This window comes from Microvirga sesbaniae, assembly GCF_025460805.1.
In the GTDB taxonomy this organism is placed as follows: Bacteria; Pseudomonadota; Alphaproteobacteria; order Rhizobiales; family Beijerinckiaceae; genus Microvirga; species Microvirga sesbaniae.
In genome coordinates this window covers 1-25,252 of the sequence record NZ_JAMXFJ010000014.1, presented here as the reverse complement: position 1 = coordinate 25,252, position 25,252 = coordinate 1, and the positions used below count along the sequence as shown (strand labels likewise).

Below are 25,252 nucleotides of genomic sequence, written 5' to 3'. Positions count from 1 at the left end.
GCATCGGGTCGATTACGCCTGAGGTAATGCTTTACGTGGCAGTCGCGAGGATGTCATCGGCCGCCGTTTCCGGAGAATGGCCGGTCTCGTAATAGTCCCGAGCATCGCCATAGCGGGCTTCGGGGAGCTTTCGCTTGGCCAACTCTCCGTTCAGAGCCAGCCACCACGGCGAGAATTCGGTGTTGGCCTTGGTCGATGCCATTTCGAGAAGGCGAAGGCTGGTGTTGGTGAAGTAGGTCACTGATCCTCCTTGGGAGCGATAACGAAGGGTGTGAACATGCCCATGCGCGCTCAAACTCCGGGCGGAGTGAACGTTTGGCGCATCAGGTGAGATCGGGAGCAGAGCGTATGCTCGGCAGTCTGCGAGACGCAGAGCAACGCCTTGGCAGAGGTGCTGTCTTGGAAACCTCGACCAAGGCGTTCGTGGTCCAAGGGAATGACACCACAGTGGGGAGATAGGCAGCGGTTGCAATTCCGTCAACGCTGCTCAAACGAAAACGCCCTGACAGAGATAGCCGTGCGGAGCTCACTGTCAGGGCGAATTGTTGTGATGCCGGTTGCAACACCACGGCAAGATAATACGCCAAGTGCCTCGTCGGTTCAACATCAGGCTGTGCATAAGCAGAATTGCCCCGGCAGGAGGCTGAGCACCAGACCTCCCACCAGGGCGCGTGCGATGTGTTCCGGCATCGCACGTTCTTTGTAGATGCACGCACGACGCACCACTGTGTGGCGGCGCACATCATCAGTTCCGAGCGGGATCACTGGACCGCACCGTCGAAACATCACTCGGCTCGGCTGCGGTCGACACCAACATCACGCAGCATATGCGGGTTGAGTTCGTTACGCAGCGCCTGCTTGAGTTCGTGGCGCAGGAGATGATCGAGTTCGGCTGTTGCTAGAGGTCGCTTGTGATCGTTCGCAGGCCTACGCGGCACGCGAAGGAGTTCAAAGCGGAAGGCGAACCCTACCAAGGGCAGAGGGAAGACGGTCGGTTTCATGGGAGCCACCAGCAGCATAGGTCATGACGAGGAAAGCGGCGCGTTGGTACGTGCAAAGTCGCATAGACATGTAACGCCTCCTCTGGCTGTGGCTGTGAACCGAGCGGAAGATCCGCGGGGCAGCTTCAATACCAGAATTCGTCTCTCGATTCTACCCCTGAGACGCACAATTGTTAATTTCGCCTGCGTGATTACTGCAGGGCGACGGGTTCAAGCGGTAATAGGTGGATACCGATGTGCTGTTTGCGGGCGCGATTAGTCCCTGACCCTTCAGTTCATACATCGTGCTAATGCCGATGCCGCGAACTGTCCGGCCGGAGGCGGTCCTGAGGCGTGCCTTAAACTGCTCACGCTTTGTGAAGCTGTTGGTCTCAAGGGCGTAACGGAACTCCCCACCCCGTCTCAGCACATCGAGGGCTTTCCGTGCGAGGGTGGAGAGCGCGGGACATTCTGTCATGATTGCCTCTAATCTATGCGAGAAGCCCCAGCGCGGCGCATCGAATGCGCCAGAGCTCAGTTGCTTGGCAGGCGTGGCCGGCCTGACCGAACAGGTCCTGCAGGCCGCTGGCGCTCGTCAGAACCGGCAGGAGGTGCGGGTTCTCGGCGACGTATTCATCCCAGAGCACCGAGTAGAGCGCCCTCACCTCGTCGGCATTCACGGCACGCTTGCCTTTGGCTTCGCGCCAGGCCAAGCCGGTCGAACCGTCCTGGAAACGCTTTGCGGCCTGATAGATCTCTTCAATGGACTTGTTTCCACGGCCCTTGAGCCGGGCCGCGAAGGCACTGAAGCGGCGATCTCCGCGGCTGGAGCATTCGAGGAAAGGGGCCGTGCCATGCTGAATCATTTTTGGGGATCCTTAACTGCCTTTGCCCGTCGAAGAATCCAGAACTCCGTCCTTACTGGGTATCTGCCGTTTCAGGCTTAGGAGCCGGAGCCTCATTGTGGCGGTTTGCCCATGCCAGTTTGACGGGATCGCGCCATCCGAGTTTCGCGTCCGGCCGATCCGTGCGATGGCAGACGACAGCAACACCCTCGAGGATTGCGGTCGCGATGTAGACACCTGGAGGAGCGGCCCTGATAATCACCTCCCGGTCGCGCATGCCAGGACTTCCCAATTCGTCCTCGTGTACCCAGACTTCCTTGCCGATCCACTCGGCCGGAGCTTTCCACCACCCGCGCTGGAAGAGGATGGTACCGTCGTTCCGGACCCGCCGAAGGCCGCCGAGGAGGTAGCCGTCGGGCGCCTTGATGTCGTGGGGCCGGGTCATGATGCGACGGCGACTACTCCCGTCTCAGCGCGGTACTCGTCGCGATCATCTGCCGGGAATTCGAATATCGACAGCTTGTTGTGGTTCGTCTTCAGCATCTCGTCCGTGACCTCGAAGTTCAGAACCTTCTCGAAGTCGCTGCGGTTCTTGTGCAGCCCGGCGACCTTCATCACGCAATCCGGAATCTCGGAGTAGTAGGATTCCGCCGACTTGAACCAGCTTGGCGACTCGTGGCCGGCGGCTTCTCGGATGGCGCTGTCGGCGATCATGAAGCTCCGGAGGCGCTGAACGGCAACGATGATATTCAGCGTGTCGTAGTTGAGCCTGCGCATACGCAATCCTTTCTGGGGACATGAATGGAATAGTTCATGTCTAAACATGAACAGCGTGTTTAGAATTTCAGACCCAAAACGGCGCAATTGAAGATAAGGGGAAGTACGTAGAGAAATTATTCAGCTAAGATTTAGCGGTAAGCTTAATGTCTTCTTCACGTCTATGACGAATTTTTGCCCCGCCTGATTTATGCGCGTCAGGGGGCGTGCGCTTCTCGCGGCGATGCGAGCGGGCCAACGAAAGACGATGAGACTCCTCAATAATCTGAAGATCCTTACGAAGATCGCCATTCCGGTCGTGGTCTTTGTTGCGATTGCTATTGGCCTAATCGTGATGGCCGTGTCAGGCCTTGATGACATGGCTGCGGACACCCAGCGCATTGTCGACAGTGACGCCAAGCGCCTGAGCATGGTTCAGAGCGTTAATACGCAGATCAATGAGGCGTCGATTCAGGAAAAAAGCATGATCCTGACGCCCAAGAATCTACCGGAGCGCGTCAAAAGCGTGGATAACGCTTTTAAGACCGCAACCAAGAAGGCAACGGACGATCTTAATTGGATTGTAGATTCTTCGAGCTCTGCGGAATTCCGTAAGCTCAATGAGAATCTACGGGATGCCACTCTCAACTACTTCAAATTGCTGGAACAGAGCCTTGCTGCCTCCATGGCAGGCAACGACGGCAAGGCTACCGAGATTACGAATGGCTCCGCGCGTGATCTGCGCCGTGCTCTGCGGGATCAGATTACCATGAGCGTCGAGGGTATCGCTCTCGAACTGAACCAAGCCAAAGACCAAGCGAATGACGATGCCTTGAGCACCAGATGGTGGCTGATCGGTTCTGCCGCGGGCGGCATTGCAGTGGCTATCGGCCTGATCTGCTCGATTGTCCTCTTGGGCGTGGCCCGTCCACTGGGATCGATGACAGGAGCGATGGGTCGCTTGGCCGGAGGGGAGCTTGATATTCCTGTGACCGGCACTGAGCGCAAAGACGAAGTCGGGGCACTCGCCCGCTCGCTGCAGGTGTTCAAGGACAACGCCATCGAGGCGCGCCGCCTGGCGGCGGAGCAGGCGGCCGAGGATGAGGCCAAGATGCGCCGGGCCCAGGTCCTTGATCAGCTGACCAAGGACTTCGAGCGCAATGTCTCGGCCATGACCCAGGGGCTGGCCTCGGCTGCGACCGAAATGGAGGCGACCGCCCAAACCATGACGTCCATCGCCGACCAGACCAACAACCAGACGGTCAGCGCCGCCTCGGCGGCCGAGCAGACCTCGGCCAATGTGCAGACGGTGGCTGCGGCCACGGAGGAGTTGTCGATCTCGATCCGGGAAATCGCCTCCCAGGTGACCCAATCCTCGCGGATTGCCGAGCGCGCGGTTCAGGACGCCCAGCGTACCGATACGATCGTTCAGCAGCTTGCTGCCACGGCCGAGAGGATTGGCAATGTTATTGCCTTGATCAACTCGGTGGCAGGCCAGACCAACCTGCTGGCGCTCAACGCCACCATTGAGGCTGCGCGTGCCGGTGAAGCGGGTAAGGGCTTTGCGGTTGTGGCTTCCGAGGTGAAGGAGCTTGCCAACCAGACGGCGAAGGCCACGGACGAGATCTCGCAGCAGATCGCGTCGGTGCAGCAGGCGACCCGCGAGGCGGTCCAGGCGATCCAGACGATCACCCAGACCATCGGGGAGATGTCCCAGATCTCGACTTCGATCGCGGCCGCCATGGAAGAGCAAGGCGCAGCCACGGGCGAGATCGCCCGTAACGTCCAGGAGGCTGCTCGTGGCACCGAGCATGTGACCGGGAACATCGGCGATGTGCGCCGGGGTGCCGGCGAGACCGGGGCGGCGGCCTCTCAGGTCCTGAGTGCTGCTCAGGAACTGGCTCGCCATTCCAACAGCCTCGGCGACGAAGTCGGCCAGTTCCTCCGGGGCGTGAAGGCAGCTTAAGGCAAGCTTTCGGAGCTATATGGCGAATTCCGGCGAACCCCAGTTCGTCGGGCGGCCCGCTCCCGCGGTGAGCTGAAAACGGAAGGCGCCCCTACTGGGAGGGGCGCCTTTCTTTTTGTGGCAAGCGAACCGCCGCTACACTGGACCGATAGCGACTACCCCGAAGGTGACCCCTCCGAGAGACTTCGGGGTGCCGTTGACCGGCGGGTAGACCAAGTGACCAACGCCATAGCAGACGTCGGAAGTGTCGACCCCTGCGGCGCCATAGCACTCACGGGTGATCTGGATCGTGTACCGGGGGCAGCCTTCGTGCACGACCTCGCCTATGGCGACTACTTTGCCCTCAATGAAATCCACTCTGTTCGAGGCGGTAATCCGGGTATCCATCCCATAGACGCGGCCATCATTGAGCAACGTCGCTAGATTGAAGGTGCGGACCGTGGCTCCGACCTGGATCGGGTTTCCGAAGATGTCCTGATCCGGCTTGGCGTATTCCTCGATGACTTCCGGTGTCGAGAAGAGAGAAACTGCGCTCATGATGTCCTCCGGGGATCTGGTTTCAGCCGATTGCCCTGTCGAGGGCGTTTCTCAAGGCGAGGTACTCGGGAGGATCGGAATCTGCGATGCCGGTCTCCTCAATCCAAGGGAGCGCCCGCCGGATCGCATGGGCCATCCTGGGAGCTGCACTTAGCACCTGGGCGTAGGCCGCGCTGTCGTCCGTCGGAATGTGTCCGTCGTCTTCGCGGTTGGTGACGCTCGCTAACCCGCTTGAGGGCTCAAGGACGAGGCGGAAGTCGATGGCCCGGATTGGGGTTTCGATGATCCTGTTGTAGGCCTCTTCGCCGAACCGGGGCGTCAATCCTCTCGGCGGGGCGGAAGGACCTGGCTTCCAGACATTGTGGCCACAGGTTTCCGCCATGAGGGTCAGGGAGGCGACGTGGTTGACGACATTTTCGCCGGCATTGTAAGCCGACAGGAAGTTGGCAAGAGCAGCTGTGATGTCGTCCTTAGAGTACGGCTCCTGCTCCAAGTGGATGACCGGGATCAGGATCATCGACTTACGGAGATCGACCAGGTTCGTGAACGAGCAACCTTCATTGATGGCAACCGCCATTTTGCACTGAAATTCGGCGCACTCATCATCCACCGCGTAGACTGCATCGGTCCAGGTCGGAGGTGTTCCGCCGTTCGTATATTCCCCCTCGACCTTGTAGCGGACAGGCGTCCCGGCCTTACGGAATGCCGTAATGCGGCGGGTCTCGGCGTCGGCATCGAAGGCAGAGTTCAGCTCGCGGGCTTTGGCGACCGCTGGGAGGAAGTTATCGATCATCGGGCGCCGAGCTGGAACATCCAACTTGACATGGACGGGAGCGTCGCCGCCCTCGAAAAGGACCACGTATTCGCGGATGGCGGTTTCTTGTGCTGCGGGTGTCATGGGAACCCTTTGAGGTGGAATTCAGGACGGGGCCCGAAACAAGTCAGGCTGCGACGGCGGGAGCCGGGATACGGGCGATCGGAGAAAGATCCATCGGCGTGCCTTCCTCCCCGGAGGGCGCTTGTGCCTGCGGAACAGCCGGCGTGACGGACAGGAGCTTAGCCACCTTCGCGAGGCGGTGCTGAACCTCTTCGGGAAGGCTCCCCTTCACCTTGTCGATCTCAGGCAGGAGTTCCGCGACGGCCTCTTCCAGCGAATACGGGGGAACAGGGTCGCCATGACGCCAGATGTCCTCACCGGAGCTGAGAACGACCCGCTCCACCTCGAAGTGTCCTGCAACCGATGAGGTGTCGTAGGCCTCCTGGAGTTCGAGAACAAATTGACGAACGAGGTGGCCGCCGAGGCGTCGTTCGTCGCGGACTACGGCATCCGGCAGGTTCAAAATGGGAAGATCATCACTCAATTGGCGTTCAAAGCGCACGTCAATGAAATAGCTGGTCATAGCGATCAGTCCTTCGCTGCAGGTGCGGCTTCTGGAGTGTGGATGGGGACAAGGGCGGTCAGAACCGCGAGCTCGTCGATCAAGTCAGAGATTGGCTCGCCACGTTCATGGGCGGCTATGAGGGTGCGAGCGCTGCTGACGAGTTCCGGGAGGCTGACAGGGTGATCGCTGCAGCGGACAACCTCGACGGATTCCAGAGCCTCGGAAAAGAGTTCCGGATCGAAAAAGGCGCTCCCTTTCAGGGTTCCTGCTTGGAGAGCGATCCCCCAGCGAGCGGCGAAGTCGGCTTCGTCGGTGTCAACAGCGATAACCGGGCCGCTGAAGACTGCCTCGTCGTTCTCACCGACATAACCTTCGTAGGCGAACCTAACGGGTTGACCTGGTTTCCGGATAGAAACGACGTGGTACTCAGCGGCCCTGGCGTCGACCATATTCAGGTACTCGCTATCCGAATTGAAGCTGTCGTAGTCGACGACTCCGGCAGCACATCGCTTTTGAGCGGCCTGGAGAATGTCCCCGGCATCGTCCCGCATCGGAGTATCCGGGCGGCTTTCGACCTCTATGGTAACCGTCTGCTCAAGGCCGTCGGGTCCGCACATCATGGCGATGTACGATCTGATAATGCGGTTCATGCGGGATCTCACGTTGGGCCGGCACATTCGCCGAAGGCACCTGCGGGCAGCTTCCACTGGCCAGGAGGCAGGATCATGGGCTCGTCGAAGCTTTCGGACAGGCAGCGTTCCATGGAGGCCTCCGAGGCAGCTTCATAGGGAGTGCCTTTGGCCGCGCGTTCTAGGACGGTCAGAGTCCGATGGATCGTGCAGCCGAATTCCTGTTCGTAGGCAGCAACTGGCGCGAGTTTCTCGGGAGCGAAGGCTTGGATCGTCGCGGCTTGGTTGGCTGACATGAAGATACAATTCATGCACGAAACTCTGCCGAAACCAGCATCATAGGCAGGATGAGGCCGGACGCTAAACTTCTCGATGATGGCCCAAACCTGCTCTTCCTTCCAGCCGTGGATTGGACGCCAATGATCCACATGGCGCATCCGGCGGGTGCCGTTTCGACGATCAGTCCTGTGCGGCTCGAAAGTCAGGTATTTCGACCGGGCTGCGGATTCTTGGGCCCTTTCTCCAGTGACAAACAGGGTTCGTTTTCCGAGAAAGCGATCTTGATTGGTGATCGCCATCGAAGAAATGTCCACCTTGAGGCTGCTCGAACACCACCTCACGGAGAGGTCGGCGCTGACCTGCGGGAACTTCCGGCGGGTACCAAATTTTCCGCCCTGTCCCCCACCACTTCTGAGGCCGTTGGGCGTTTCAAAATGTGTAGGCGCGGTGCGGCTGTTCTCACGCAGCATTTCGCGCTCGAAGCCGCCTTCGCGCCAGGAGAAGTAGAGTTTGAGCCCAAACGCCTTGGCAACGGCTTCGCAGTACGCGCGAGTAACCGGCCAGTCCATCAAAGACGATCCCTCGCGGCCATCGATATCATGATGCCATAGTTCGACTCTCTCAAGAGGAACGCCGGCTTCGATAAGATTTTCAATGATTACGCAAAGGCAGGCCAGCGAATCTTTCCCGCCGGAAAACGCTATGAGTACGTAGTCGTATGAGGTGAAGTCTGGACGAGCGAGAGCCGTGCTGTCTTCGAAAACCTCAATCGGCGGCGGGAGTTCAGGAAACGAAAACAGAGCAAGCTGTTCCACGGGATCTACTCCTGGCCTGAAGACGCGGACCCGTCCTCGTCATCATTGAGGACGTCATCGAAGAACGTGCCGTCGTTGCCGATCGCGAGGAGCTCGTCACGGACCTCGTCGTCAGGAATGTGCTCGACCGAGCCGACGATTTCGCAGCCGATCCAATCACCCTCATCAATCTCGCGGAGGGCTTTTTCAGCCCTGGAGTGCTGCGCCCAATGAGCGTCGGCAGCAGGCATCAAGGCGACAACCTGGTAGACGATTTTCACGATCTTCGTCTCAGGAAGTGCGGCTGTTGGCGCCAGGATAGCGGGTTGAGGGGATGAGCGGCCTCTGATCACGTGGCCGAGGATGTTGGCGTGAGATTTTGCGATCTCGTCCGATCTATCGTGGAACGTGATGTGAAAGGTGCCCCGGATCGATGGCGCATCCCGATCATCTCCGAAGAAGAAGATCGGCTTCTCCCAGTGGTTACCGGGGGTCGTCCACTCCCAGCCTGAGGCGTCCTTAACCTCATAGCCAAAATCGAACGTGCTGCATTCTTCGTCAGCCGCAAGGCGACGCTTCTCATCAAGAGCGTTCATGGAATAGTCCTGAGATGGGGGAAAGATTAGGCAGCCAGCGGCAACGGCGCAGCGCCGGAGATCTCGCGGTCGAGAATCTCGCGCTGGAAGGCTTCTTGCATTTCGTCGCTGGCGACGGATGAGGCGAAGATCGCGCCAGACCTCAAGAGTATCTTAGGGTCGGTGAACTTGCTGGTGCGGTAGTCCCAGACCTTGAGTTCCCCGCTCGTTGTGCGGGTTGGGATGAACGCCAGAATGCGATCACTGCCGTCTAGAACAGTCAGTTCCTTGACAGTGCCGAACGATGCATGGATCTCGTCGAGGGCGTCGCGGACAGAACGCAGCCGGCGGAATTGTCCGCGGCAGTTGAGGTTGTCGGTGAAAATGCAAGTAGTCATGGCCGCGTGCCTTTTCCTTGGATCCAAATTTTGGGGTTTAGCCTTGGACGTTTGACGTCTTCGGGCTCAAAGATCCGGGAACAGGAATCCGGCGCAGCAGCCCTGCCCTGATGTCGAGATAGCCATTCTCGAGGGGCGGGGCGTTTCTCAAGACCCACGTTTGGGTCTCCTCACTCTGCAGGACTTCCTGAATGGTTTCGAGCGAGTGATCTGGACCGGCGGAGACCACATAGAGGTTGTGATTGATTGGGAGGATGCCTAGCTCCAGCAGGGTGGTCCGGATCTTTCGCCCGATGCGGGGGATCAGGAGTGCCGGACGATCGAGAGGTAGGGTGATCGCCTCAGGCGGCATCCACCAACGTGCCTTTTGGCCTCGCTTGGGCATCCGGGCAATCGTTGCCTGCAGATGGTCCCTTCCAGCACCCGTCGGCTCCCGATCCTTGTGAGTGCGAATGGCGTAGCGGGTCGCCAGTCTTAACGCATCGGTGGCAGGATCGATGTCATCGCTGTCCACCGCAGGCAGAAGATCGGCATCGGCAAGGCGTCCGACCTGGTGGGCGTCGATCGTGAAGATGCCATGCGGCCCCAGCCATGGCGCGAGGCGGACAGTGGCGATATCGGCGAGGGTCGGCCCATCATGCTGATCCAGGGCGCCATCGGGCGAAACAGGTTGCTTGCCAAGAGGGATTCGGGCCTGTGCTGAGGGAATGAGCACGACTTCGACAGGGTGGATACGGGGAGGTGTCCCTTTCCGGCGGGTCTTCGGCATGTAGAAGCTGGAGCGAGGATCGAGCCGGGAGATGTGGTCGATGCCCTACCTTGTTCCCGAGCTGCTTGCGCAGGTTGGCAGCCGTGTCGTTCACCCAGATCCGGTCACTGGTGACGAAACCGATGATGCCGTCGGGCGGCATGTTGTAGACGCATCGGTCGAGGAAAGCATGCAGGAGGTCGCCTCGGGCGAAATCCGGTAGGATGGGCCGGTAGAGATCCTTTAGCACCTCAGGCAGATGGCCGTAGCGCAGGTAAGGGGGATTGCCTGCACAGAAACGGAAGGTGCTAGGCACAGGACCTCCGGTGAGGAAGTCCCCATGGTGAACGATGGCCTGGGCGGCTTTGTGGGCGGAAGCGACCGACCAGCCATTGCAAATGAGGTGGAATTGCACCCGCTCCCGGGCAGATCGCATGGCACCGGGATGAAGCTCCCAGCCCTGAACCCGGGCGACCTCCCGGAAATCATCGGGCGCGAGGTCAAGGCGGCTCAGAGCGCGGACCATGAACATGCCGTCGCCGGCGCTGGGATCTACGAGCCCGCCGTCGGCATCTGGCCAGCCGATCCGGTCAAGGAGAACGTCGACCACGGGCTCTGCTGTGTAAAGGGCTGTTGCGGCATGGAGAGCTTCAATAGCGGCGGAGAGATCACCAGCCGCGTCAAACAGATCGAGCATTGTGGATGTTGCCTCATCATCGGGCTGTGCTATGTATCCGCAGGCTTGGCCGATGCAGTTTTGGGGTTTACCCAAGACCTGTGTTCAAGATGTCAGGTCCGTTCCCGATCCGTTTTGGAAAGAATCTCTTATCCATTGTCCCCTACGGTGCAGGCCGATACGTGGGACATGGTTGTTTCTCAGATGAAGAAAACATCCCCATCTTTTACATTCGAAGTAAAACGCTCAAAGCTCTCAGCTCACAAACCTTCGACATTCGAGCGGTTTGTTCTGGAGCCGAAACAAAAGCTGTTCCCTCCTGCGCGCCCTCCAGCAAACCAGGAGCGGTCTGCCGCGAGCAAAACAGAGACTTCGGTCGTTGAGCGCCGAATTCTTGAAAGCCTTCCAATTGCTCCCGCTGTGCCAGAGCTTGAGCTGCCATCAGAGCAGCAGGTTGAAGAAACTGTGCAGGTGGAGGTAAAGGCACAAGCGCCCAGTCGCAGACGCAAAGCAGTAGCTTCGCCGGTAGCCTCGTCTGTCGAAGTCGAGGAAGCTCACGAGACGCCGTTGGTCAAGGTGAGCCTAGCGCCAAGGACATCGGCGGTTGTGGTCCCGTTGCCGATCTCAAAGGGAAAACGGAAAGCAGTCGCATCGGTAGACCATTTACCCCGAGGGGAGCGCTGGAAGCGACGGCTCCCTCGGGCAGCTTGGTGACAGTCAATCGAAGAAATTGTTCCACATATTTTGGAAGAGTGGAGTCGCGATTGGACTGGAGTGTCACTTGCGGAATGAAATTTAATCCTAATGCCTCGGTTCCGCTCCGAGAGTGTTCCTCGGCGGGCCTATGGTGCGATACTCCTGAAGTTACTCGCCAGGGCCGATAAGCTTCCAACGAGGAGTGGATAGGTGCGTGGCTGTTGCCAGACGCCGTTCTGCTGGGCCATCATAGGAGGATGATCCGCATCCTGCTCCCTGCCCTCCTCGCTTTTGGCCTCTCAGTTCAGCCGGGACAATCTGTCGAAGTCTCATCGCCCCCGACTCCTGCCGCCGACAACCCCGTCCGGATCGAGGATCTGGGCATTGTGCTTCCAAGCCCAATTGTGGTGCCCTCCAAGCCGGCCAAGCCCAAAGTTGAACACCCCGCGCCTTTGACGGAAGAGGAAAAGAAAGCGAAGGAACTCGCCAGCTATCAGTCCTGGTGCGGAGGTCCAAGAGATTTGGCTCAGTGCACAGACGCAATCATCTACTTGGATCGGGAGATAAGAAGACGGCAGACAATTGTTGAGAGAACCAAAAACCCGAACGCTATGGGGAACCTTGGCCTCTCAATCGCCGGCTGCCCAGAGTACTGCCGTATGCGCTACTTCCCTTCAGACACGCCCCAGGAGTGTGAATCGACAATCTCCACCTTCAAGCATATGGCGCGCACAAAGCCTTATCTTTTGAAGTCTGACTTTCGCAAATCCCTGCTCGAGAGTTGCGGGAAATTTTAGGTACAGATCACTGTCAGTCCCGGAGGGTTCTAGGGCCTGCCACCAAGCCTGAGAGTGAGGAGCCAACGGGAAATTATGACAGCCTCTTGGTTCTAATCTTAGCTTGCTGGCAGGCAATTCCGCAGCGCAATTGACGCTGATGCTGCGAATCCCTCGCGCGGAATCGGCGGAAAGACGAAGCTTCGGATGGTGACCATCGGGGCAGTGTTGATATCTGGGAAAAATTCCAAATCCACTTTAAGGCTGCTTATTCTTTTCTCGTAGTCGAGAGGCAAATCCGTAGAGAAGTATACGTTTTTGCCGTCTGTCGTGATATTGAGGCTCTCGGTCGGGATTACCATTCCGGCAAATTGAAATGAGACTGCCATCTTAGCCAGATCGCGCCAGTCGCCGGCATTGGCTCCCTTCTGCCAAATGACGAACTTTCTTTCCGTACCGCGCTTCGACGTAAAGCATGCCACTTGGGCGATACGGTTGCCATCTTGACTAATCGAACGGGCGATAACCCCACGCCCTCTGGGCAGGATCTGCCACGCGGTGAAGCTCTCCGGATCATAGATAACCTTCAGGTCGCGCGCCTCTTTTTGGGACAGAACCCTCATAGTATCGTATTCAGCCTTGGCGGCTTCGACTATCAGGCGCGCGTCAGCGCCCATTCTGACGATGTAATCGACGATCAGGCCTGTCATGACTTGTTGAAATGACAAGTCGGTTGCATCAAAGGCTTTTGCCGTGGGTTCGGAAGTGGCCTTCTCGTTATAGAACTGATGGACCCCATACCGCGTTTTCTCGCCAAAATCCCGCGAGATGCCTCCGAGAAACGCATAGGCGCAAGCGCTCATGCATATCTCTGGCACATCCTCTTGATTACCTTGGTCTCCGCCAAAATCCGCGACGGCCGGTATGGAAGACTGAGGCTTGAACGGACCTCCTCCAATGCTGGTCGAGTAACCGTTTTCCCTGAAGAGTTCACCCAGCCGCAATCCAGCGATCAGGCTTCCTCCTGGCGAGTTGAGCCGGATCGACTTTGGCCGCTCGTCAGGATTACGAAGAAGGTATGCTTCAAAATCCCGTGGAGTTTCCGGTGTGATAACGCCGTACCCGGTCAGGAACTCGACTGAGGCGCCGGCGGAAAATTTCATGAAGACCATCCGATCCGGGGAGGGTCGATATCCGGCCACCTGTTCTCTGGGAACCTCAAGACGAGGCGTGATTTTCTCGACCCGTCGGTACTCGGTCGCCAAGGATCCAATATCGGACTGAAAAACAGCCCGATATTTTGTCAGGCAGGCGGACGGCGGGTCGGGGTCGTTGCAAGCCTGTAGCCCGATGAAGTTGTCTGGAACCCGAGTGAGTTTAACCTGAGGTTTGCCTTGACCTCCCGCTATCATAGCTGCCGCTTGGTCGATCAGCGCGCTTGTCCGGGCTGGATGGCGGCCTTCAAACCGGGATGCTTCCACCACAGCCATGCAGGTTGAATACATCTGGTCCATCGCCTTGACGGCGATACGCGAGCGCTCACAAAAACCCTTGTCCTGACTACCGGTACAAATCGTTGCTCGGAGTGGTGAGCCGAAAGGAACATGCCAGCGGACGGCGCATTCCTCGGCGTCCGGAATGCTCTGGGCCAGTGCGTGGTCTACGATAGAACAGAGTGTAACGGAAACGAGCGCTAAAGCGAGAGAGCGAAACATTTTCTTATGACTTCAAGATCGATCTAGTGCAAAGACCCGGGAGGTTGCTTAGTACCTTGCCGCTGGTTGCGCAGCAACGGGCTAGTTGTCATGATGGCTTATCCGGCCTCGGGGGAGCGATGAGCTTTAGCAAGCGAGTTATGTTCGACAGGCATCCCGAAGAGGATCACATCCGGGCTAGGATTGCCCGATCGGCGGAATCTGTCATCGAGAAATTCGCGGTCCAGGCTCGCCCGCGTCCGAGAAAACCAAAGCGCAACCTGGGCGACCGTCGCCGGGACAGCATCTGGGAGGGAGCGCTCAATGCTGTGATACATGAACTCGGAATCAAGCACATTAACGTCAATGGGGTTCCCTGCTTCAGAACGGCCGAGGATCGGGACCGTGTCCATGAAGCCGCGGTTCTACAATGGCATGCCAAGTGGGATGACGTTGAGAACAGGCGTTATCGGCCTACTCAACCTCCGCAAACGGTTCTGCCAGCCACCAACGAAGTGAAGCCGAAATCGTCTGCCCCATTCATTCTGAGTCCAATCCTGCCAGACCCGATCCCGACCGAAGATCAGTTGAAGCTTTTTTCCGTCGCCAGTACTGGAGATCCACGGCTTGACCGCTTTAAGGCCGAAACGAAGTGGAGGGATGTTCTTATCGAGCGGGACGAAAACGCATTCTTAGTGCCGTTCGTGAGCTGGATACGACCAGCCATTGATTATAATGCATATCTCAAGACGCCGCTGTGGAAAGGCATCAAGAGGAAGGTCCTCGCGAAAGCGGGCCGGAAGTGTGCCTGCTGCCTACAACGTGCGACTGAAGTTCACCACCGGGATTATAGGCCGCGTGTTCTTGCCGGGGAGGACCTTTCCCCGCTTGTCCCTATCTGCAGATCATGTCACGACCTGATTGAGAATGAGAGGAACAAGGGCTGGCACAGTGGCGAGTCCAAGTTGGCTGAACTGGTCAACACAGAGAACCAGCGCCTTGCCGGCGCTGGCGGTCAGCAGTGATAGGTCGACTGTAGCATGGTTCGTCTCTAACAGGATTGGCGCTGAATGAGGGGAAGTGGATCTGTTAGGCGACGCCTGCACAAAGGCAATAGCTTGGCCGTTACGACCTTTTTCGCAGTTGCTTATGGTCTACAGGGCCGTACTCTCGCTCCCAGAAAAAAGGCCGCTCGAAAGCGGCCCGAAGTTTAGGGAGGAAACGCCCAAGAAGGGCGAGCAGGACGGCAACGCCAATCGCCGTGCTGCAATGCACAATATAGTTCGTGCCTAAACGATAGGCAAGATCATCTGGGCAGCATCGCTGCCCATTTTTGTTTCATGGATGCTGTCCGCGGGCTACGGGTTATTCGCCGGATTCCAGGCGGATCTGAGGATTGCCTATCCTGACAGGGCGATCTGTACCGCACTTGAAGGTGTGAGCCGTGTTATCGGCAATCTCGGCCGCCTGTTGATTGGCATTCTTCGAGCGGGCATTGATATAGCCGATGTGGCAAGCCTCCCTGCCGTTGACCTTGGTCACGACCAGAACCTGGCTTGGGTTGTCGTCAGCATCACGGGTAAAGTGCCGGAGAATCCCTGCGAAGGGCTTGCCATCCCGAACGCGCCATTCAATCTTTTTGCCAATCATATCGCCAGAGACTTGGAATCCAGGCTCGAGTTCGGTGTTGGTGCTGTCGCCAAAGCGAACGGCTGCAATAAGACCGGTGTCCATGAATTGAGCCCTCCGTCCACCGGGCGCCGAGCAGCTCCAATGGCTGAACTCGGACTCGCTCGCTATCTGCTTGCAGGTTCTTCCTTGAGTATCCGAGTAAACCGCGGTGACGGCTCCTGAGGGCGGAGGCGATGCCTCAGCAACCTTGTCGGGCTTCACAGCAGCAGGTCCAGCCTTATCAAGGCGAACGAGCTTGGTGCATTCCTTTGCATACCTGCCCTTGGAGGCTACATTGAACTGGATCCCAACCTTCGGGATGAATGCCGCATAGTTTTTGTCGTTAAGACCATTTGAGGCGTCGACGAGGGCGGTGATGGTTGTGCAAACAGTGTCCTCGACAATCCGTGACCCGCCTCCATGAGTGATTTTAACCCTGACTGGGCAGGTGCCCCAGTCCACAGCGGAGGTCGAAGAGTTCGGCCCGTTATCGCAGACCATGTCCCAAGCGCGATAGACGGAAGCCAGGACCGTTGTATCACCGTCCTTGAACTCCTTGGCGAAAACGTATCCTGGGACCAGCCCGGAAGTGGCGGGATTACCCTTTCGCTCGGCATTGGCCTTGTCGAGCAAGTCCTTCCACATCTCGACAGCCGGATTGGAATAGATCCCGGGTTCGCTCAGATCGAGAGGATGCATGACGTCCTCCGCATTCTGGGCGTAGGCCGGGACGGAGCAGCCCATGAATGTTATGGCAGCTGCAAAGGCGAGCTTTAGGTTCATGGAAGGACACTTCATTTCAAATCCCTCCTGCCTTGAGCGATCTGATCGTTTCGATCAGTTCACGTTCATGACGCTCCCGGCTAATCCGGGACAGGACCTTCCAGGCGTGGAGGATCGATGCGAGCCAGCAGACGAAGGCTACAAGGCCCACCACGCCGACTGTTGCGAGGAATCCTCCCATGAAGAGGAGGCCGATCAACAGCACAAACGGGAGGAACATGATGAGCGCAACCGATACGAACAGCATCCCGGCCAGGGAGTCGACCAGGCCGGAGAACATACTGATGATCGGAAGTACGAGCAGCCATGAGACGCCGTAAAGGAGGGCGTTGCCGAGGGCGGGTCCCCATTTGTGGGCAAGAACGAGGGCAAGAGGGGGACAGAAGAACGCGATGGCGTGGAGCATAGACTGAACTCAGACGAATTGAATGTGCCGATTTTAGACTATTAAATCGGCTTTGCGACAGCTTCCCTCAGGGAAACCCACAACGCGGTTAATCCGAACTACGAGCGGGACTCGAGTTGGGAGGCCTTTTCCTCAAGCTCCGCGACACGTGAATGATGCCCCGCAAGCTCATCTCTGGCTTTGGCGAGCTGTTCCTCATAACTGGCGATCTGCCGCTCCACATGCTGGATCGACTTCTTCTGATCCTTGATTTCGTTCCGGACGATCAGGGCCATATTGGCGGGAACCGAAGCCCACGCGGCGACTGCCGCCCGAACGGCATCCTGAACCTTCTTTGGTGAAGTGACAGTGTCTGAATAGACGCCGTTCCTGAGAAGGTTGTGGCTCTGGATGTCCTTGAACCGGCTTTCCTCGAAGGTCGCGTAGGTCATGAACTCGTAGTGCTGATCATCAACGGCAAACTTACCTTCGACGCTTTTCACGTTGCCGATCCGAAAGCATCCACCGACCAGAATAGGTCCGTACGGCGTGTCGACCTGGGCCACCTCCCATTCGAGCGGGTCCTTCGGCTTTGAAACCTCCTCCTTTGGCTCCGGCCAGAGTGGCTTCATGCCGACGGCGAATTCGCCTGGCGGCCAGATGGTCCCGTTGTAAGCGACCTTACCAACAATCTGGCCGTTCTCACGGATCTCGCCGCCGGTCCAATTGCCGCCACCGAGGTCATTTTCCTCGATGTAATCCCGGCAGGCTTTTGAGGCTGCTGCGGAATCCTCGACAGAAACGACCTTCCGAACGGTACCGGGGAGCCGGCGCGACGGATCCTGGCCCCGATCCGGGTTGCCGCAATTATCCAGGACTACGGTGTAGCGAGCTTCAACTTTCTTGGGTTTCTTGGTCATTGGACTGGTTCATTCCGTGGCGGCGATGAGTTCGGTTTTCAGGAAGGGAGCAGTGTCGCCTGCCGTGGCGGCGGCCTCGTCCATCCAGGACAGGCGTTCGCAGACCCGCTTGAGCGACAGGCCTGCGGCATGAGCCTCCTCGACGGTCTTCAGGATCAAGCTCGCTGCGAGCTCACGGATCGGGCGGGGAAGCCGGGCATCGAGTTGGGTGCAATAGCTGCTGTCGGGCACGTCCTCCCATTCGCCGTTTTCACCCTCCTGGGAGACGTCAAAACGGAGGATGGGACGATCATTGGGGTCGGCGGGCCGATAATCCCCATCCTCACCCTCCCCGATCCATTCCAGACTGGCCCGGAAGGACTCGCCCGTGGCGACGATTTCGGTCGCCAGGGTGCCCATGTTGACGGGCACCTCGCCGCTGTGAAACTCGGCGTCCTCCGGCTCATACCGGATGAGCTTGCGTCCGAGCTGTCCGATTTCGGAGCAGGAAGAGACATAGGTGGCGTCGGCCGCGATGATCATCTTCGCGTCGGGCTCCTCGCCCCTGTATGATCGGACCACGACATTGCCCTGATCAATCTCAATGTCGACCACGCGGTCAGAGCCGTCCGGCGCCTTAAGGGTCAGGGTCAAGCCGTGATAGGCAGAATGCGAAGCCTGAACGAGCCAGTCTTCCGTCTGGCGTCCGACCAGGTCCTCGGCGCTGTCTTCAGCAATGCGCCAGTCCCGAATTTCGGTCTGGCACAGGATAGTGTCGTTCTCGGTCATAGCAATTCTCTTGGCTAGGAATGATCAGATTTGAGAGTGCTTCAGGCGAACAGGGCGTATTGCCCGTTGTCGATGCGTGGGAGGCCAAGTCTGCCGATCGTCTGGCGAATTTTCTCGCGGAAGTGAGGGTTCCCCTTAGCTTTGGGATGGTCCTCGAGCGCTGCGTAAATGTCTTTTAGCTTCGCCATGCCACCGAGATTCTTGATTGCGTCGCAGACCACCTCGCGCCAATGCGGCATGGGCTGCTCGAAGTTGAGCACCATGTGCAGCAACACCGGACGGGTCAGGCCAACGAAGGCACCCTCAAGGCCGCTCTGGATCAACCGCTCCACATCTTCCTCGCCGTAGGCGACGAGAACGCTGGGAGCTCCGGAGTTGGCTTCGGCTCTCCGGCCGTCGGGGTAATGGAAGTGAAGACGGCCCCGGAGGAAGAGGATGCCGGATGCGTAGGGCCAGACGAACTCGTGATAGGCCTCGGTTTCGGTACGGGCGAAGATCAGCGCGGTGCCCTTGTTGTGACGGCTCATCTTCTTGAGCCAATCGGTCATGGCGCGGCCATAGGGCGGGTTGAGCCACACCCTGCCCTCCCAGGGCAGTCTCAAGCCGTACTGCTCCGGCCAGGTGTAATGGTTCCGGGCGGTGTCCCAGGGGCGGGGCATCGGAGCAGCGCACGGGTCCAAGTCAAATGAGGACGAGGAGCCGAGCGCCTGGATGATGCTGGGCGGGGTCAACCACGTCTCGGTAATGGCCGCCGCCGAGTGGTGACCGCCCATTCCTTTATTCAGCGTCATGGAAACCTCAGGCAAAGAGATCGGCCTGCTGGGGCCGAGTTGCGACAGCGGGGTTGATCGAATGGCCGGCCTTGAGGCCTGCGATGAGAGAATCTTGAGAACTTGCGCTTACCTGACGTTCAGCCCTGATTTCCTTGAAATCCGCGCAGACGATTTCAGTGCGGGGTGACGTTCCGCGCCAGAGGTGGTCGTAACCGGAGGTGTCCAGCCCGCAGTTTGGCTGGAGTGAGATCCCGGTCGATTTCACGAAAGCCTCGTACTTCTGCGAGGTCGCGTGCCTGAACGTCTGGGTTCCGCTCATCTGGAAGGGAGCCGAGCCCTGCGGGACGATGAAGACACCGTAATCAGCCATATCTGATGCCAGATCGATGACCGCATATTCGAAGTGGCTGCCCTTGTACCGGGGTGCCTTCGTATCCGTCCGGATCGCTCCGAACGGCGGATTGCCGATGGCGCAATCGAACGTGCCGAGATCGAGCTTCGAGAGATCAAGAACGTCGGCGTGGATCCACCGAGCCTCGGGGAGGATCTTGCGGCCGACCTCGACGTAGTCCTTATTGATCTCGATACAAGTGAGGTCCAGCGGTTGGCGGGAGATGTCGGCCGCAGCTTTGATCACGTATGACAGCCGGCCGATCCCAGCGCAGAGGTCAATGATCTTCCGTCCTGTGACCTCGACAGCGAAATCGCGGGCGAGTTCCAGGGGCGTGAAGAACGCGCCGGCAACCGAGTTTAGGTGGCGTGCGCCCTCGTGCCAGTGTTCCAGAACGAACTCCCGTTCGGCCACGGTGAGGATATCCTTTTCGAGAAGCCTCTCCGCCTCCTGGTGGCGTGCGGCTTCTTCCTTAGAGAGCTTGGGCATCGGCGGACGCTCCGGTTGATAATCGGGACGAGCGAAGCTGACGCGCGGCTAATTGCTGCGCGGCTAGCCGGTGGTGCGGAGGGGTTCGGGGCTAGGCGAGGAAGAGAGTTGTCTGGCCGACACGCTCTGGCCGCGCCTCTTGCGGGGCTGCCCGTTCCTTGGCCTCCTCGATGCGTCGCTCTAGCAGGCGAGCGCCGACGGTGGCCTCGTAATGCTTGCGGCTCCCGCGGAGAGTAAGGCGGAGAATGATAAGGCCGTTGGGCCGGATCTCGGAGATCTGAGCTGTCGTGAAAATGCGATGGCCGAACTTGAGACATTCGAACTTCTGGTACAGCGCAAAGCCGTTATCAGCGATTGCCTTGAGGTCGCCGGCAATCTCACGCTCTGCCTCGACGGCATGGCGCATCGTGTAGATCTCGTACCCGAGCACATTGCGTTGAGCGTCTGCGAAGGGGAGCGGGCGATCATAGGTATCGTGGGCGACGCCGGTCGCCAGCTTTCCTGTCCCATCGCTGAACATCAGCGTGTAGCATCCGCCGCCATCCCACTCCTTGCGGATGATCGCCCAGGATCCGCGGGGAAGAGCTGTGACGCGAGCTTCCAGATCCCGAAGTTCCTGAAACGAGGGGTTGGTGAAGGTGCCGATCAGATTCTCGACCGCCTCGTCGAATGGAAGGATCTGCGGAATAATCCGCTCCTGCAGGTCACGCTCATAGAAGACGCCGGCGTCGAGCGCCTCCTCGACGAACAGCTTGAGCTTCTGGTTTCGAAGCTGGGATTCGGGCGACGTCATGGGTGATCCTCAGCTGCTGATCGACGGGATGGTCGCCGCGGTGTAGCAGGCGGCGATACGCTGGCAGGCCTGCTTGGCGGCCTCCACATCCGGCCACTCGATTTCCTCGGCCGGATGCTTCTTCTCGCGTTGGGCGTATCCCTCGACCCTGAAGGTGTTGGCACCGCCCTTGCGCTTCTTCACCTCGCGATAGGTGGCGTAGATGTGCTGGTTGCTCTGATCGAGCAGGCCCATGCGGCTGGAGTCCTTGCGAATCCAGATCAGTCCCATGGAGATCTCCTGTTCTAAGCGGCAGGCTGGATGGAAAGCTTGTATTCGATGACGTCCTTGAACGATCCGTCCTTGCTGGCGTCGATCGTCACGACATCGCCCGAGAACCGGTACTCGGCGGCTTTGCCGAACCAGAGCCAGTTGTCGCCCGTGAACTGGACCGCATTGGTCTGGAGCTTTTTGACCTGGCGGGTGCCATAGGCCTGGGGCCGGGTCTCGGGCGTCTGCCCATTCCTCGTCATGACATCGTTCCGGAGGGTCTCGATGGTGGCGCCGGGCCGGGCGAGGAAGCGCTTAAAGTCGGCGAGGCTGCGGATATTCACGTCTGTCATTGTGACCTCATGACAGGCAAAAGCGCCGCTCGACGGTTATCGAACGGCGCTCATGCTCTTCGTTGGGGTTTTTAGTTACACTAATTCAATGAGTGGCTTCGGGACTCAGAGTATGGTCCGGGATCAACCGCCCGAGCGACGAGGTTCCATTTCCGACCCATAGCGAAAGTTGAACTTCAACCGCGAGCCATAGGCCTAGGTCTTTTCGAGCGTAGGGCATAGGCTCGCCCCATGGGACGACTGACCTTCACCATCAACCTCACCCTGGACGGCTGCGTCGACCACCAGGAGGGGATCGCCGACGACGAGACGCACGCGTTCTTCACCCGCCTTATGGACGAAAGCGGGGCGATGCTGTGGGGCCGTGTCACCTACGAGATGATGGAGAGCTACTGGCCGGCGGTCGCTCGCGGCAACGTGGAGGCGCCGCCGGCCATACGCGAGTGGGCGGTCAAACTGGAGGTCAAGCCGAAATACGTCGTGTCGTCGACGCGAAGGGACTTCCTGTGGACCAACAGCCACCACATCGCCGAGGATCTGCGAACAGGCGTTCAGACGCTCAAGGACGCGACTCCGGCGGGCGTGCTCCTTTGTAGCGGCAAACTCGCGACCGAGCTGGACCGGCTGGACCTGATCGACGAGTACAAGCTCCTCGTCCATCCCAGGATCGCCGGCCACGGCCCGACCCTGTACCAGGGCGGCCTGCCCAGCACGCGGCGGCTCGAGTTGGTCTCGGCGACGCAGCTCCGCAATGGCGTAGTCGCCATGCACTACCGGCGCGAACGCTGACTTCGCGCAACCTTTCGCGGACACCTTGAGGATTTGCGCGTCGCGGGAACGCCGGCGGCACCTGGAGTTTGCGCCGGCGACCGAGGGACGGTGTTGGGCTTTGGCAGAATTTCGAGGATGCAAAGGGTGAATTGACGCTTCCCACGAGGTTCTCCTAAGACCGGAGCATGAAGCTCCTTGAAGAGACAGGGATAATCTATGTTTGAACCGTGGATAGGCGACCGTTGGGCATGTCAGGATAACCCTTTGGGTGGAATGCGTCTCATGGTCCTTGGGGAGTCACATCATTGCGATAAGCGCCCCATTGGCAGCTTGGCGCCTGAGATGACCCGAGACGTCGTCACGGCGTATGTGAACGGCTCTCTCTACAGGAGATCAAAGAACTTCTTTACGAAAGTGGCAAAGCTCGTTGCCCGAAAGCCTGTAGAGCAAGTGACGCAGGCTGAGATGATCGCAATTTGGAACTCGGTCATTTTCTATAACTATGTCCCGCGTATCGCGGCCAATGGTCCGGGGCAGCGTCCGCCAAGAGAGCTTTGGTATGGTGAGGCGCCAAACCTCTTTATAGAAATCATCAAGAAAAAGGAGGTGGAAGCAATCCTGGTATGTGGCGATGACCTTTGGAACCATCTCCCGCCAGGTCTTGAAGGTGCACCGTCCTATATTCTCAATGCGGCCGATCGGCCGACGAGAATGTATCCGATCACAGGCCCATACCAAGCCGTCGCGGCACATATGCACCATCCGTCAACCGGAGGCGGCTGGGCCTATGCCCGCTGGCGGCCTGTTGTTGACTTTCTGTTTGCTGAGGTTTCACGCCAGCGAGCCGTCCAAGGCACAGCTCCAGCGCTTCCCGCATCCGTTCTAACAATTCGATGATCCGTCGTTTCGCGTCCCGGAGAAAGCATGAGGTTGAAACCGCTCGTCGGAATCTTCTGGGGAGTGCGGTGGTCAGGAGCCATTGTACTGATTTTCGACAAGACCGACCTTGATGCCGCAGAACCATACGGGGAGTTCTTGACCCACCCGAAGGGGCACTATGAATTTTGGGAAGAACTGCGGAAAGAAGGCGTAGGGCCTCTGAAACGAAGAGGATGGCCCGCCATGCTCCTGTCCTATGAATATGAACAGTGGCCACGTGGCAGAATAGTGTACAACACCAAAACGAACTTCTTCACGCTCTACGCTGACCGAAAACTCCAGAGCGGAGCCATCATCCAGCGGATCATAAGCGAGTTCGGTTTGGCATCTGAAAATTGCGCGGTACAATCAGATCCGCATTACCGCAGTACTGAAACTCTCTAGCGTTTGACCTCCTCAGACGATGTCCACCGCGGAACGTACGGGTTTAGCTGGCGCTTCAACCTGCGAGGCTGTCAACGAGCCTGGCTAAAATCAATACTCTTAGGGCATGACTCGGTGCCAGGCTTTCGACAGGCAATCCCATGCTGCTCAATCCGCAGGATCATTTTTCCTCCCGACGGCTTAAAGCTGTAGCCTCGGACGGTATCCTCGAACTTCGGAGTCCACTGATTGCGGCCGGTCGAGATGAGGACCTGAAGCGTGCAGCCCCCACTGCCACAGAACATCGTTGCAGACCCGTCACATTCAATATGTCCGTAGTCAACGATCCAGTCGTTGGCACCATCGCCGTTTAGATCGAGGTCATTACGGGTGAACCCGGGCTTCGCCTTGAAGGTATCGCAAGCTGCGGTGTTCGAGTTGATGGCGGCCGCTACGGAGGCCGGGTAGGAGGGTGCCTGGCCTGAAGACGTGGCTGGCGGGTTGCCAGATGCTTCGACGAGGTATCTAGCGTTTGCCCAGCCTTCAACAGGTCCGTAACGAACCCGACACCAGAATGGTCCAGGGTTTACATCGGAGTCGGGGAGGATTCGCCCGTCGCGAACGGCCGCACAGCCTTCGTTTCGAAGCATCTTGCCATTGTGCGGGACCCGACCGACCTTTGCCGCGCTGGCAGTGGGCCGTTCTCGCAGGAACAGAACGTCATTTGGACTGACCCCGCGGACGTCGAAAAAGTCTGGTCCGTCGGCGGTTGCAAAGGCCGCTCCAGCCGAGATGACGGAGAAGGCAATGGACAGAGATATGAGACGCATCCGGTAGACCTTGTCGCAAGCGGCCCGTGCATCCAGATCGAGCGCCGGGTCCGACACCCTTATAGCAGGTTGACGTATCGCATGGGGACGGGACTGGTGATCACACGGTCAACCTTAGTCTGAGTCACACGGCCGGCAATAGGATCAGCCAACGTACGTGTAACCTTCGAAGCGCTTGGCGACGATTGGGTCATAGCCCATCCGCATCCTCAGCTTCTTGCGCAGCTTGCTGATGTGCCCCTCGACAACAGTCTCCGAGACATCTGCCCGGCAATCCTGATAGACCGCATGAAACACTTGGGCTTTGCTGACAGAGCGGCCACGGTTCCTGACGAAGTATTCCAGGATGTTGAGCTCACGACGGGGCAAAGTCAGCGGCAGGCCGTCGATCTCCGCATCCTGACCATTGAAGTAGACACGCAGGCGATCGCTGGACGTCGCAGTCTGGCTCTCGCGATGACGCCGCCAGATCGCCTCCGAACGAGCAAGGATTTCCTTAACGTGGATGGGACGGCGCACGACATCGTCAATGCCAGCGGTCAGTAGCTCCAGGGTTCGCTCAAGCGACCGGCTTTCGCTGAAGGCAATTATCGGGGCAGGCGTACGCTTGCGCAGAGTCTGGGCAAAAGCGATGCGGTCACTGGATTCTTCAATCAGGAATCCGCGCGCCTGATCGAGATTTGCTTTGGAAGGGTCGTCAAGCCAGGAGTTGTAATCATCCGAAAACATCCCGACTGAGGGAACGCCTTCGCCGATGAACTCAGACACATAAGCAGCCGCAGCCGCTTGCTGCGAAGCAACGACGATAAACATTGGATAATGCCCCAACCCAGAATCTGCTTCGAACGCTTGGTCGTCTATTCTCGGCTCCCAAAAGCCACGTACTCAGCTTCGGGTCCGTTCGTGTTCTTTTAGGCTAAGTAGGTCGCCATAAGACTTGCAACGCGAGAGCCTCGGGTGTTTGCTGGGGCGCATGCAACACCATGATCACTCTCCCGAGACGTGGCTCGACGAGGCGGATCGCACGCGGCTTACTGCCGCGC

The 25,252-nt window shown here is 58.6% G+C and carries 33 protein-coding genes and 1 pseudogene; 8 read left to right on the top strand and 26 right to left on the bottom strand.

Annotated features, from left to right (window positions below; all coding sequences use genetic code 11):
- Positions 1-31: 31 nt before the first annotated feature.
- From OCW50_RS18705 to OCW50_RS18685, 5 genes are all read right to left on the bottom strand, one after another.
- A complete protein-coding gene (locus OCW50_RS18705) occupies positions 32-241 on the bottom strand; it encodes a hypothetical protein (RefSeq protein WP_262298597.1) in 210 nt (69 codons plus the stop codon).
- Between the two features lie 544 nt (positions 242-785).
- Positions 786-1,001 carry a hypothetical protein gene (locus OCW50_RS18700; RefSeq protein ID WP_262267284.1) on the bottom strand — a complete coding sequence of 72 codons (216 nt, stop codon included), beginning with the start codon at positions 999-1,001 and terminating at the stop codon, positions 786-788.
- A 470-nt stretch (positions 1,002-1,471) separates the two neighbouring features.
- The gene (locus OCW50_RS18695; protein WP_262267285.1) at positions 1,472-1,846 is read right to left on the bottom strand and encodes a hypothetical protein; all 375 of its coding nucleotides are present in this window, start codon (positions 1,844-1,846) and stop codon (positions 1,472-1,474) included.
- 52 nt (positions 1,847-1,898) lie between these two features.
- Entirely contained in the window at positions 1,899-2,270 is a 372-nt protein-coding gene (locus tag OCW50_RS18690; protein WP_262267286.1) for a hypothetical protein, read from the bottom strand.
- Positions 2,267-2,602 (bottom strand): hypothetical protein, encoded by a 336-nt coding sequence (locus tag OCW50_RS18685; RefSeq protein ID WP_262267287.1) that lies wholly within the window; start codon positions 2,600-2,602, stop codon positions 2,267-2,269. The genes OCW50_RS18690 and OCW50_RS18685 overlap by 4 nt, the downstream gene beginning before the upstream one ends.
- Positions 2,603-2,849: 247 nt before the next feature.
- Between OCW50_RS18685 and OCW50_RS18680 the strand changes: the two genes are divergently transcribed.
- Positions 2,850-4,547, top strand: coding sequence for a methyl-accepting chemotaxis protein (locus OCW50_RS18680; RefSeq protein WP_262267288.1), 1,698 nt, complete (start codon positions 2,850-2,852; stop codon positions 4,545-4,547).
- 135 nt (positions 4,548-4,682) lie between these two features.
- Here OCW50_RS18680 and OCW50_RS18675 read toward each other — a convergent pair whose 3' ends face one another.
- From OCW50_RS18675 to OCW50_RS18640, 8 genes are read right to left on the bottom strand one after another with little or no spacing between them, the layout of a single operon-like run.
- Positions 4,683-5,084: a hypothetical protein gene (locus OCW50_RS18675; RefSeq protein ID WP_262267289.1), complete on the bottom strand. Its 402-nt coding sequence runs from the start codon at positions 5,082-5,084 to the stop codon at positions 4,683-4,685.
- 22 nt (positions 5,085-5,106) lie between these two features.
- Positions 5,107-5,982 carry a hypothetical protein gene (locus OCW50_RS18670; protein ID WP_262267290.1) on the bottom strand — a complete coding sequence of 292 codons (876 nt, stop codon included), beginning with the start codon at positions 5,980-5,982 and terminating at the stop codon, positions 5,107-5,109.
- Positions 5,983-6,025: 43 nt separating this feature from the next.
- The gene (locus tag OCW50_RS18665; protein ID WP_262267291.1) at positions 6,026-6,484 is read right to left on the bottom strand and encodes a hypothetical protein; all 459 of its coding nucleotides are present in this window, start codon (positions 6,482-6,484) and stop codon (positions 6,026-6,028) included.
- Between the two features lie 5 nt (positions 6,485-6,489).
- Entirely contained in the window at positions 6,490-7,116 is a 627-nt protein-coding gene (locus OCW50_RS18660; RefSeq protein ID WP_262267292.1) for a hypothetical protein, read from the bottom strand.
- Positions 7,117-7,124: 8 nt separating this feature from the next.
- Positions 7,125-8,189: a phosphoadenosine phosphosulfate reductase domain-containing protein gene (locus tag OCW50_RS18655; protein WP_262267293.1), complete on the bottom strand. Its 1,065-nt coding sequence runs from the start codon at positions 8,187-8,189 to the stop codon at positions 7,125-7,127.
- Between the two features lie 5 nt (positions 8,190-8,194).
- Complete coding sequence (locus OCW50_RS18650; protein WP_262267294.1) at positions 8,195-8,764, bottom strand: hypothetical protein; 570 nt, start codon at positions 8,762-8,764, stop codon at positions 8,195-8,197.
- Between the two features lie 26 nt (positions 8,765-8,790).
- On the bottom strand, positions 8,791-9,141 hold the full coding sequence (locus OCW50_RS18645; protein WP_262267295.1) for a hypothetical protein: 351 nt from the start codon (positions 9,139-9,141) through the stop codon (positions 8,791-8,793).
- A gap of 37 nt (positions 9,142-9,178) precedes the next feature.
- Positions 9,179-9,910 carry a hypothetical protein gene (locus OCW50_RS18640; protein ID WP_262267296.1) on the bottom strand — a complete coding sequence of 244 codons (732 nt, stop codon included), beginning with the start codon at positions 9,908-9,910 and terminating at the stop codon, positions 9,179-9,181.
- A 40-nt stretch (positions 9,911-9,950) separates the two neighbouring features.
- Between OCW50_RS18640 and OCW50_RS18635 the strand changes: the two genes are divergently transcribed.
- The gene (locus tag OCW50_RS18635) at positions 9,951-10,112 is read left to right on the top strand and encodes a hypothetical protein (protein ID WP_262267297.1); all 162 of its coding nucleotides are present in this window, start codon (positions 9,951-9,953) and stop codon (positions 10,110-10,112) included.
- On the opposite strand, the pseudogene OCW50_RS33435 reads toward OCW50_RS18635, so the two are convergent.
- Positions 10,032-10,325, bottom strand: a pseudogene (locus tag OCW50_RS33435) (Eco57I restriction-modification methylase domain-containing protein); the annotation flags it as partial. The gene OCW50_RS18635 and the pseudogene OCW50_RS33435 sit on opposite strands and share 81 nt — an antisense overlap.
- Between OCW50_RS33435 and OCW50_RS18630 the strand changes: the two are divergent.
- Positions 10,230-11,279, top strand: a complete 1,050-nt coding sequence (locus tag OCW50_RS18630) for a hypothetical protein (RefSeq protein ID WP_262267298.1) — start codon at positions 10,230-10,232, stop codon at positions 11,277-11,279. The pseudogene OCW50_RS33435 and the gene OCW50_RS18630 overlap by 96 nt on opposite strands.
- 239 nt (positions 11,280-11,518) lie before the next feature.
- On the top strand, positions 11,519-12,058 hold the full coding sequence (locus tag OCW50_RS18625) for a hypothetical protein (RefSeq protein ID WP_262267299.1): 540 nt from the start codon (positions 11,519-11,521) through the stop codon (positions 12,056-12,058).
- Positions 12,059-12,156: 98 nt separating this feature from the next.
- Here OCW50_RS18625 and OCW50_RS18620 read toward each other — a convergent pair whose 3' ends face one another.
- Entirely contained in the window at positions 12,157-13,752 is a 1,596-nt protein-coding gene (locus OCW50_RS18620) for a COG3904 family protein (RefSeq protein WP_262298596.1), read from the bottom strand.
- Positions 13,753-13,892: 140 nt separating this feature from the next.
- Between OCW50_RS18620 and OCW50_RS18615 the strand changes: the two genes are divergently transcribed.
- A complete protein-coding gene (locus OCW50_RS18615; RefSeq protein ID WP_262267301.1) occupies positions 13,893-14,756 on the top strand; it encodes an HNH endonuclease in 864 nt (287 codons plus the stop codon).
- A 340-nt stretch (positions 14,757-15,096) separates the two neighbouring features.
- On the opposite strand, the gene OCW50_RS18610 is transcribed toward OCW50_RS18615, so the two are convergent.
- The 9 genes from OCW50_RS18610 to OCW50_RS18570 form a co-directional block, all read right to left on the bottom strand.
- Entirely contained in the window at positions 15,097-16,185 is a 1,089-nt protein-coding gene (locus tag OCW50_RS18610) for a hypothetical protein (RefSeq protein WP_262267302.1), read from the bottom strand.
- Positions 16,186-16,201: 16 nt separating this feature from the next.
- Positions 16,202-16,591 (bottom strand): hypothetical protein, encoded by a 390-nt coding sequence (locus tag OCW50_RS18605; protein WP_262267303.1) that lies wholly within the window; start codon positions 16,589-16,591, stop codon positions 16,202-16,204.
- 98 nt (positions 16,592-16,689) lie between these two features.
- The gene (locus tag OCW50_RS18600; RefSeq protein WP_262298595.1) at positions 16,690-17,490 is read right to left on the bottom strand and encodes a hypothetical protein; all 801 of its coding nucleotides are present in this window, start codon (positions 17,488-17,490) and stop codon (positions 16,690-16,692) included.
- A gap of 9 nt (positions 17,491-17,499) precedes the next feature.
- On the bottom strand, positions 17,500-18,258 hold the full coding sequence (locus OCW50_RS18595; protein WP_262267305.1) for a hypothetical protein: 759 nt from the start codon (positions 18,256-18,258) through the stop codon (positions 17,500-17,502).
- 41 nt (positions 18,259-18,299) lie between these two features.
- The gene (locus tag OCW50_RS18590; protein WP_262298594.1) at positions 18,300-19,049 is read right to left on the bottom strand and encodes a DNA N-6-adenine-methyltransferase; all 750 of its coding nucleotides are present in this window, start codon (positions 19,047-19,049) and stop codon (positions 18,300-18,302) included.
- 7 nt (positions 19,050-19,056) lie between these two features.
- Positions 19,057-19,911 (bottom strand): class I SAM-dependent methyltransferase, encoded by an 855-nt coding sequence (locus OCW50_RS18585; RefSeq protein ID WP_262267307.1) that lies wholly within the window; start codon positions 19,909-19,911, stop codon positions 19,057-19,059.
- Positions 19,912-20,002: 91 nt separating this feature from the next.
- The gene (locus OCW50_RS18580; protein WP_262267308.1) at positions 20,003-20,704 is read right to left on the bottom strand and encodes a hypothetical protein; all 702 of its coding nucleotides are present in this window, start codon (positions 20,702-20,704) and stop codon (positions 20,003-20,005) included.
- A 9-nt stretch (positions 20,705-20,713) separates the two neighbouring features.
- Positions 20,714-20,974, bottom strand: coding sequence for a hypothetical protein (locus OCW50_RS18575; RefSeq protein ID WP_262267309.1), 261 nt, complete (start codon positions 20,972-20,974; stop codon positions 20,714-20,716).
- Positions 20,975-20,988: 14 nt separating this feature from the next.
- Entirely contained in the window at positions 20,989-21,306 is a 318-nt protein-coding gene (locus OCW50_RS18570) for a hypothetical protein (RefSeq protein ID WP_262267310.1), read from the bottom strand.
- A 231-nt stretch (positions 21,307-21,537) separates the two neighbouring features.
- Here OCW50_RS18570 and OCW50_RS18565 point away from each other — a divergent pair, with 231 nt between their 5' ends.
- The 3 genes from OCW50_RS18565 (at position 21,538) to OCW50_RS18555 (ending at position 23,400) form a co-directional block, all read left to right on the top strand.
- Positions 21,538-22,095, top strand: a complete 558-nt coding sequence (locus OCW50_RS18565; protein WP_262267311.1) for a dihydrofolate reductase family protein — start codon at positions 21,538-21,540, stop codon at positions 22,093-22,095.
- Between the two features lie 324 nt (positions 22,096-22,419).
- Positions 22,420-22,974, top strand: coding sequence for an RsbRD N-terminal domain-containing protein (locus tag OCW50_RS18560; protein ID WP_262267312.1), 555 nt, complete (start codon positions 22,420-22,422; stop codon positions 22,972-22,974).
- 27 nt (positions 22,975-23,001) lie between these two features.
- The gene (locus OCW50_RS18555) at positions 23,002-23,400 is read left to right on the top strand and encodes a hypothetical protein (RefSeq protein ID WP_262267313.1); all 399 of its coding nucleotides are present in this window, start codon (positions 23,002-23,004) and stop codon (positions 23,398-23,400) included.
- A gap of 71 nt (positions 23,401-23,471) precedes the next feature.
- Here the strand turns inward: OCW50_RS18555 and OCW50_RS18550 are convergent, their stop codons facing one another.
- Positions 23,472-24,266: an SH3 domain-containing protein gene (locus OCW50_RS18550; RefSeq protein WP_262267314.1), complete on the bottom strand. Its 795-nt coding sequence runs from the start codon at positions 24,264-24,266 to the stop codon at positions 23,472-23,474.
- 87 nt (positions 24,267-24,353) lie between these two features.
- Positions 24,354-25,022, bottom strand: coding sequence for a response regulator transcription factor (locus OCW50_RS18545; RefSeq protein ID WP_262267315.1), 669 nt, complete (start codon positions 25,020-25,022; stop codon positions 24,354-24,356).
- Positions 25,023-25,252: the final 230 nt, after the last annotated feature.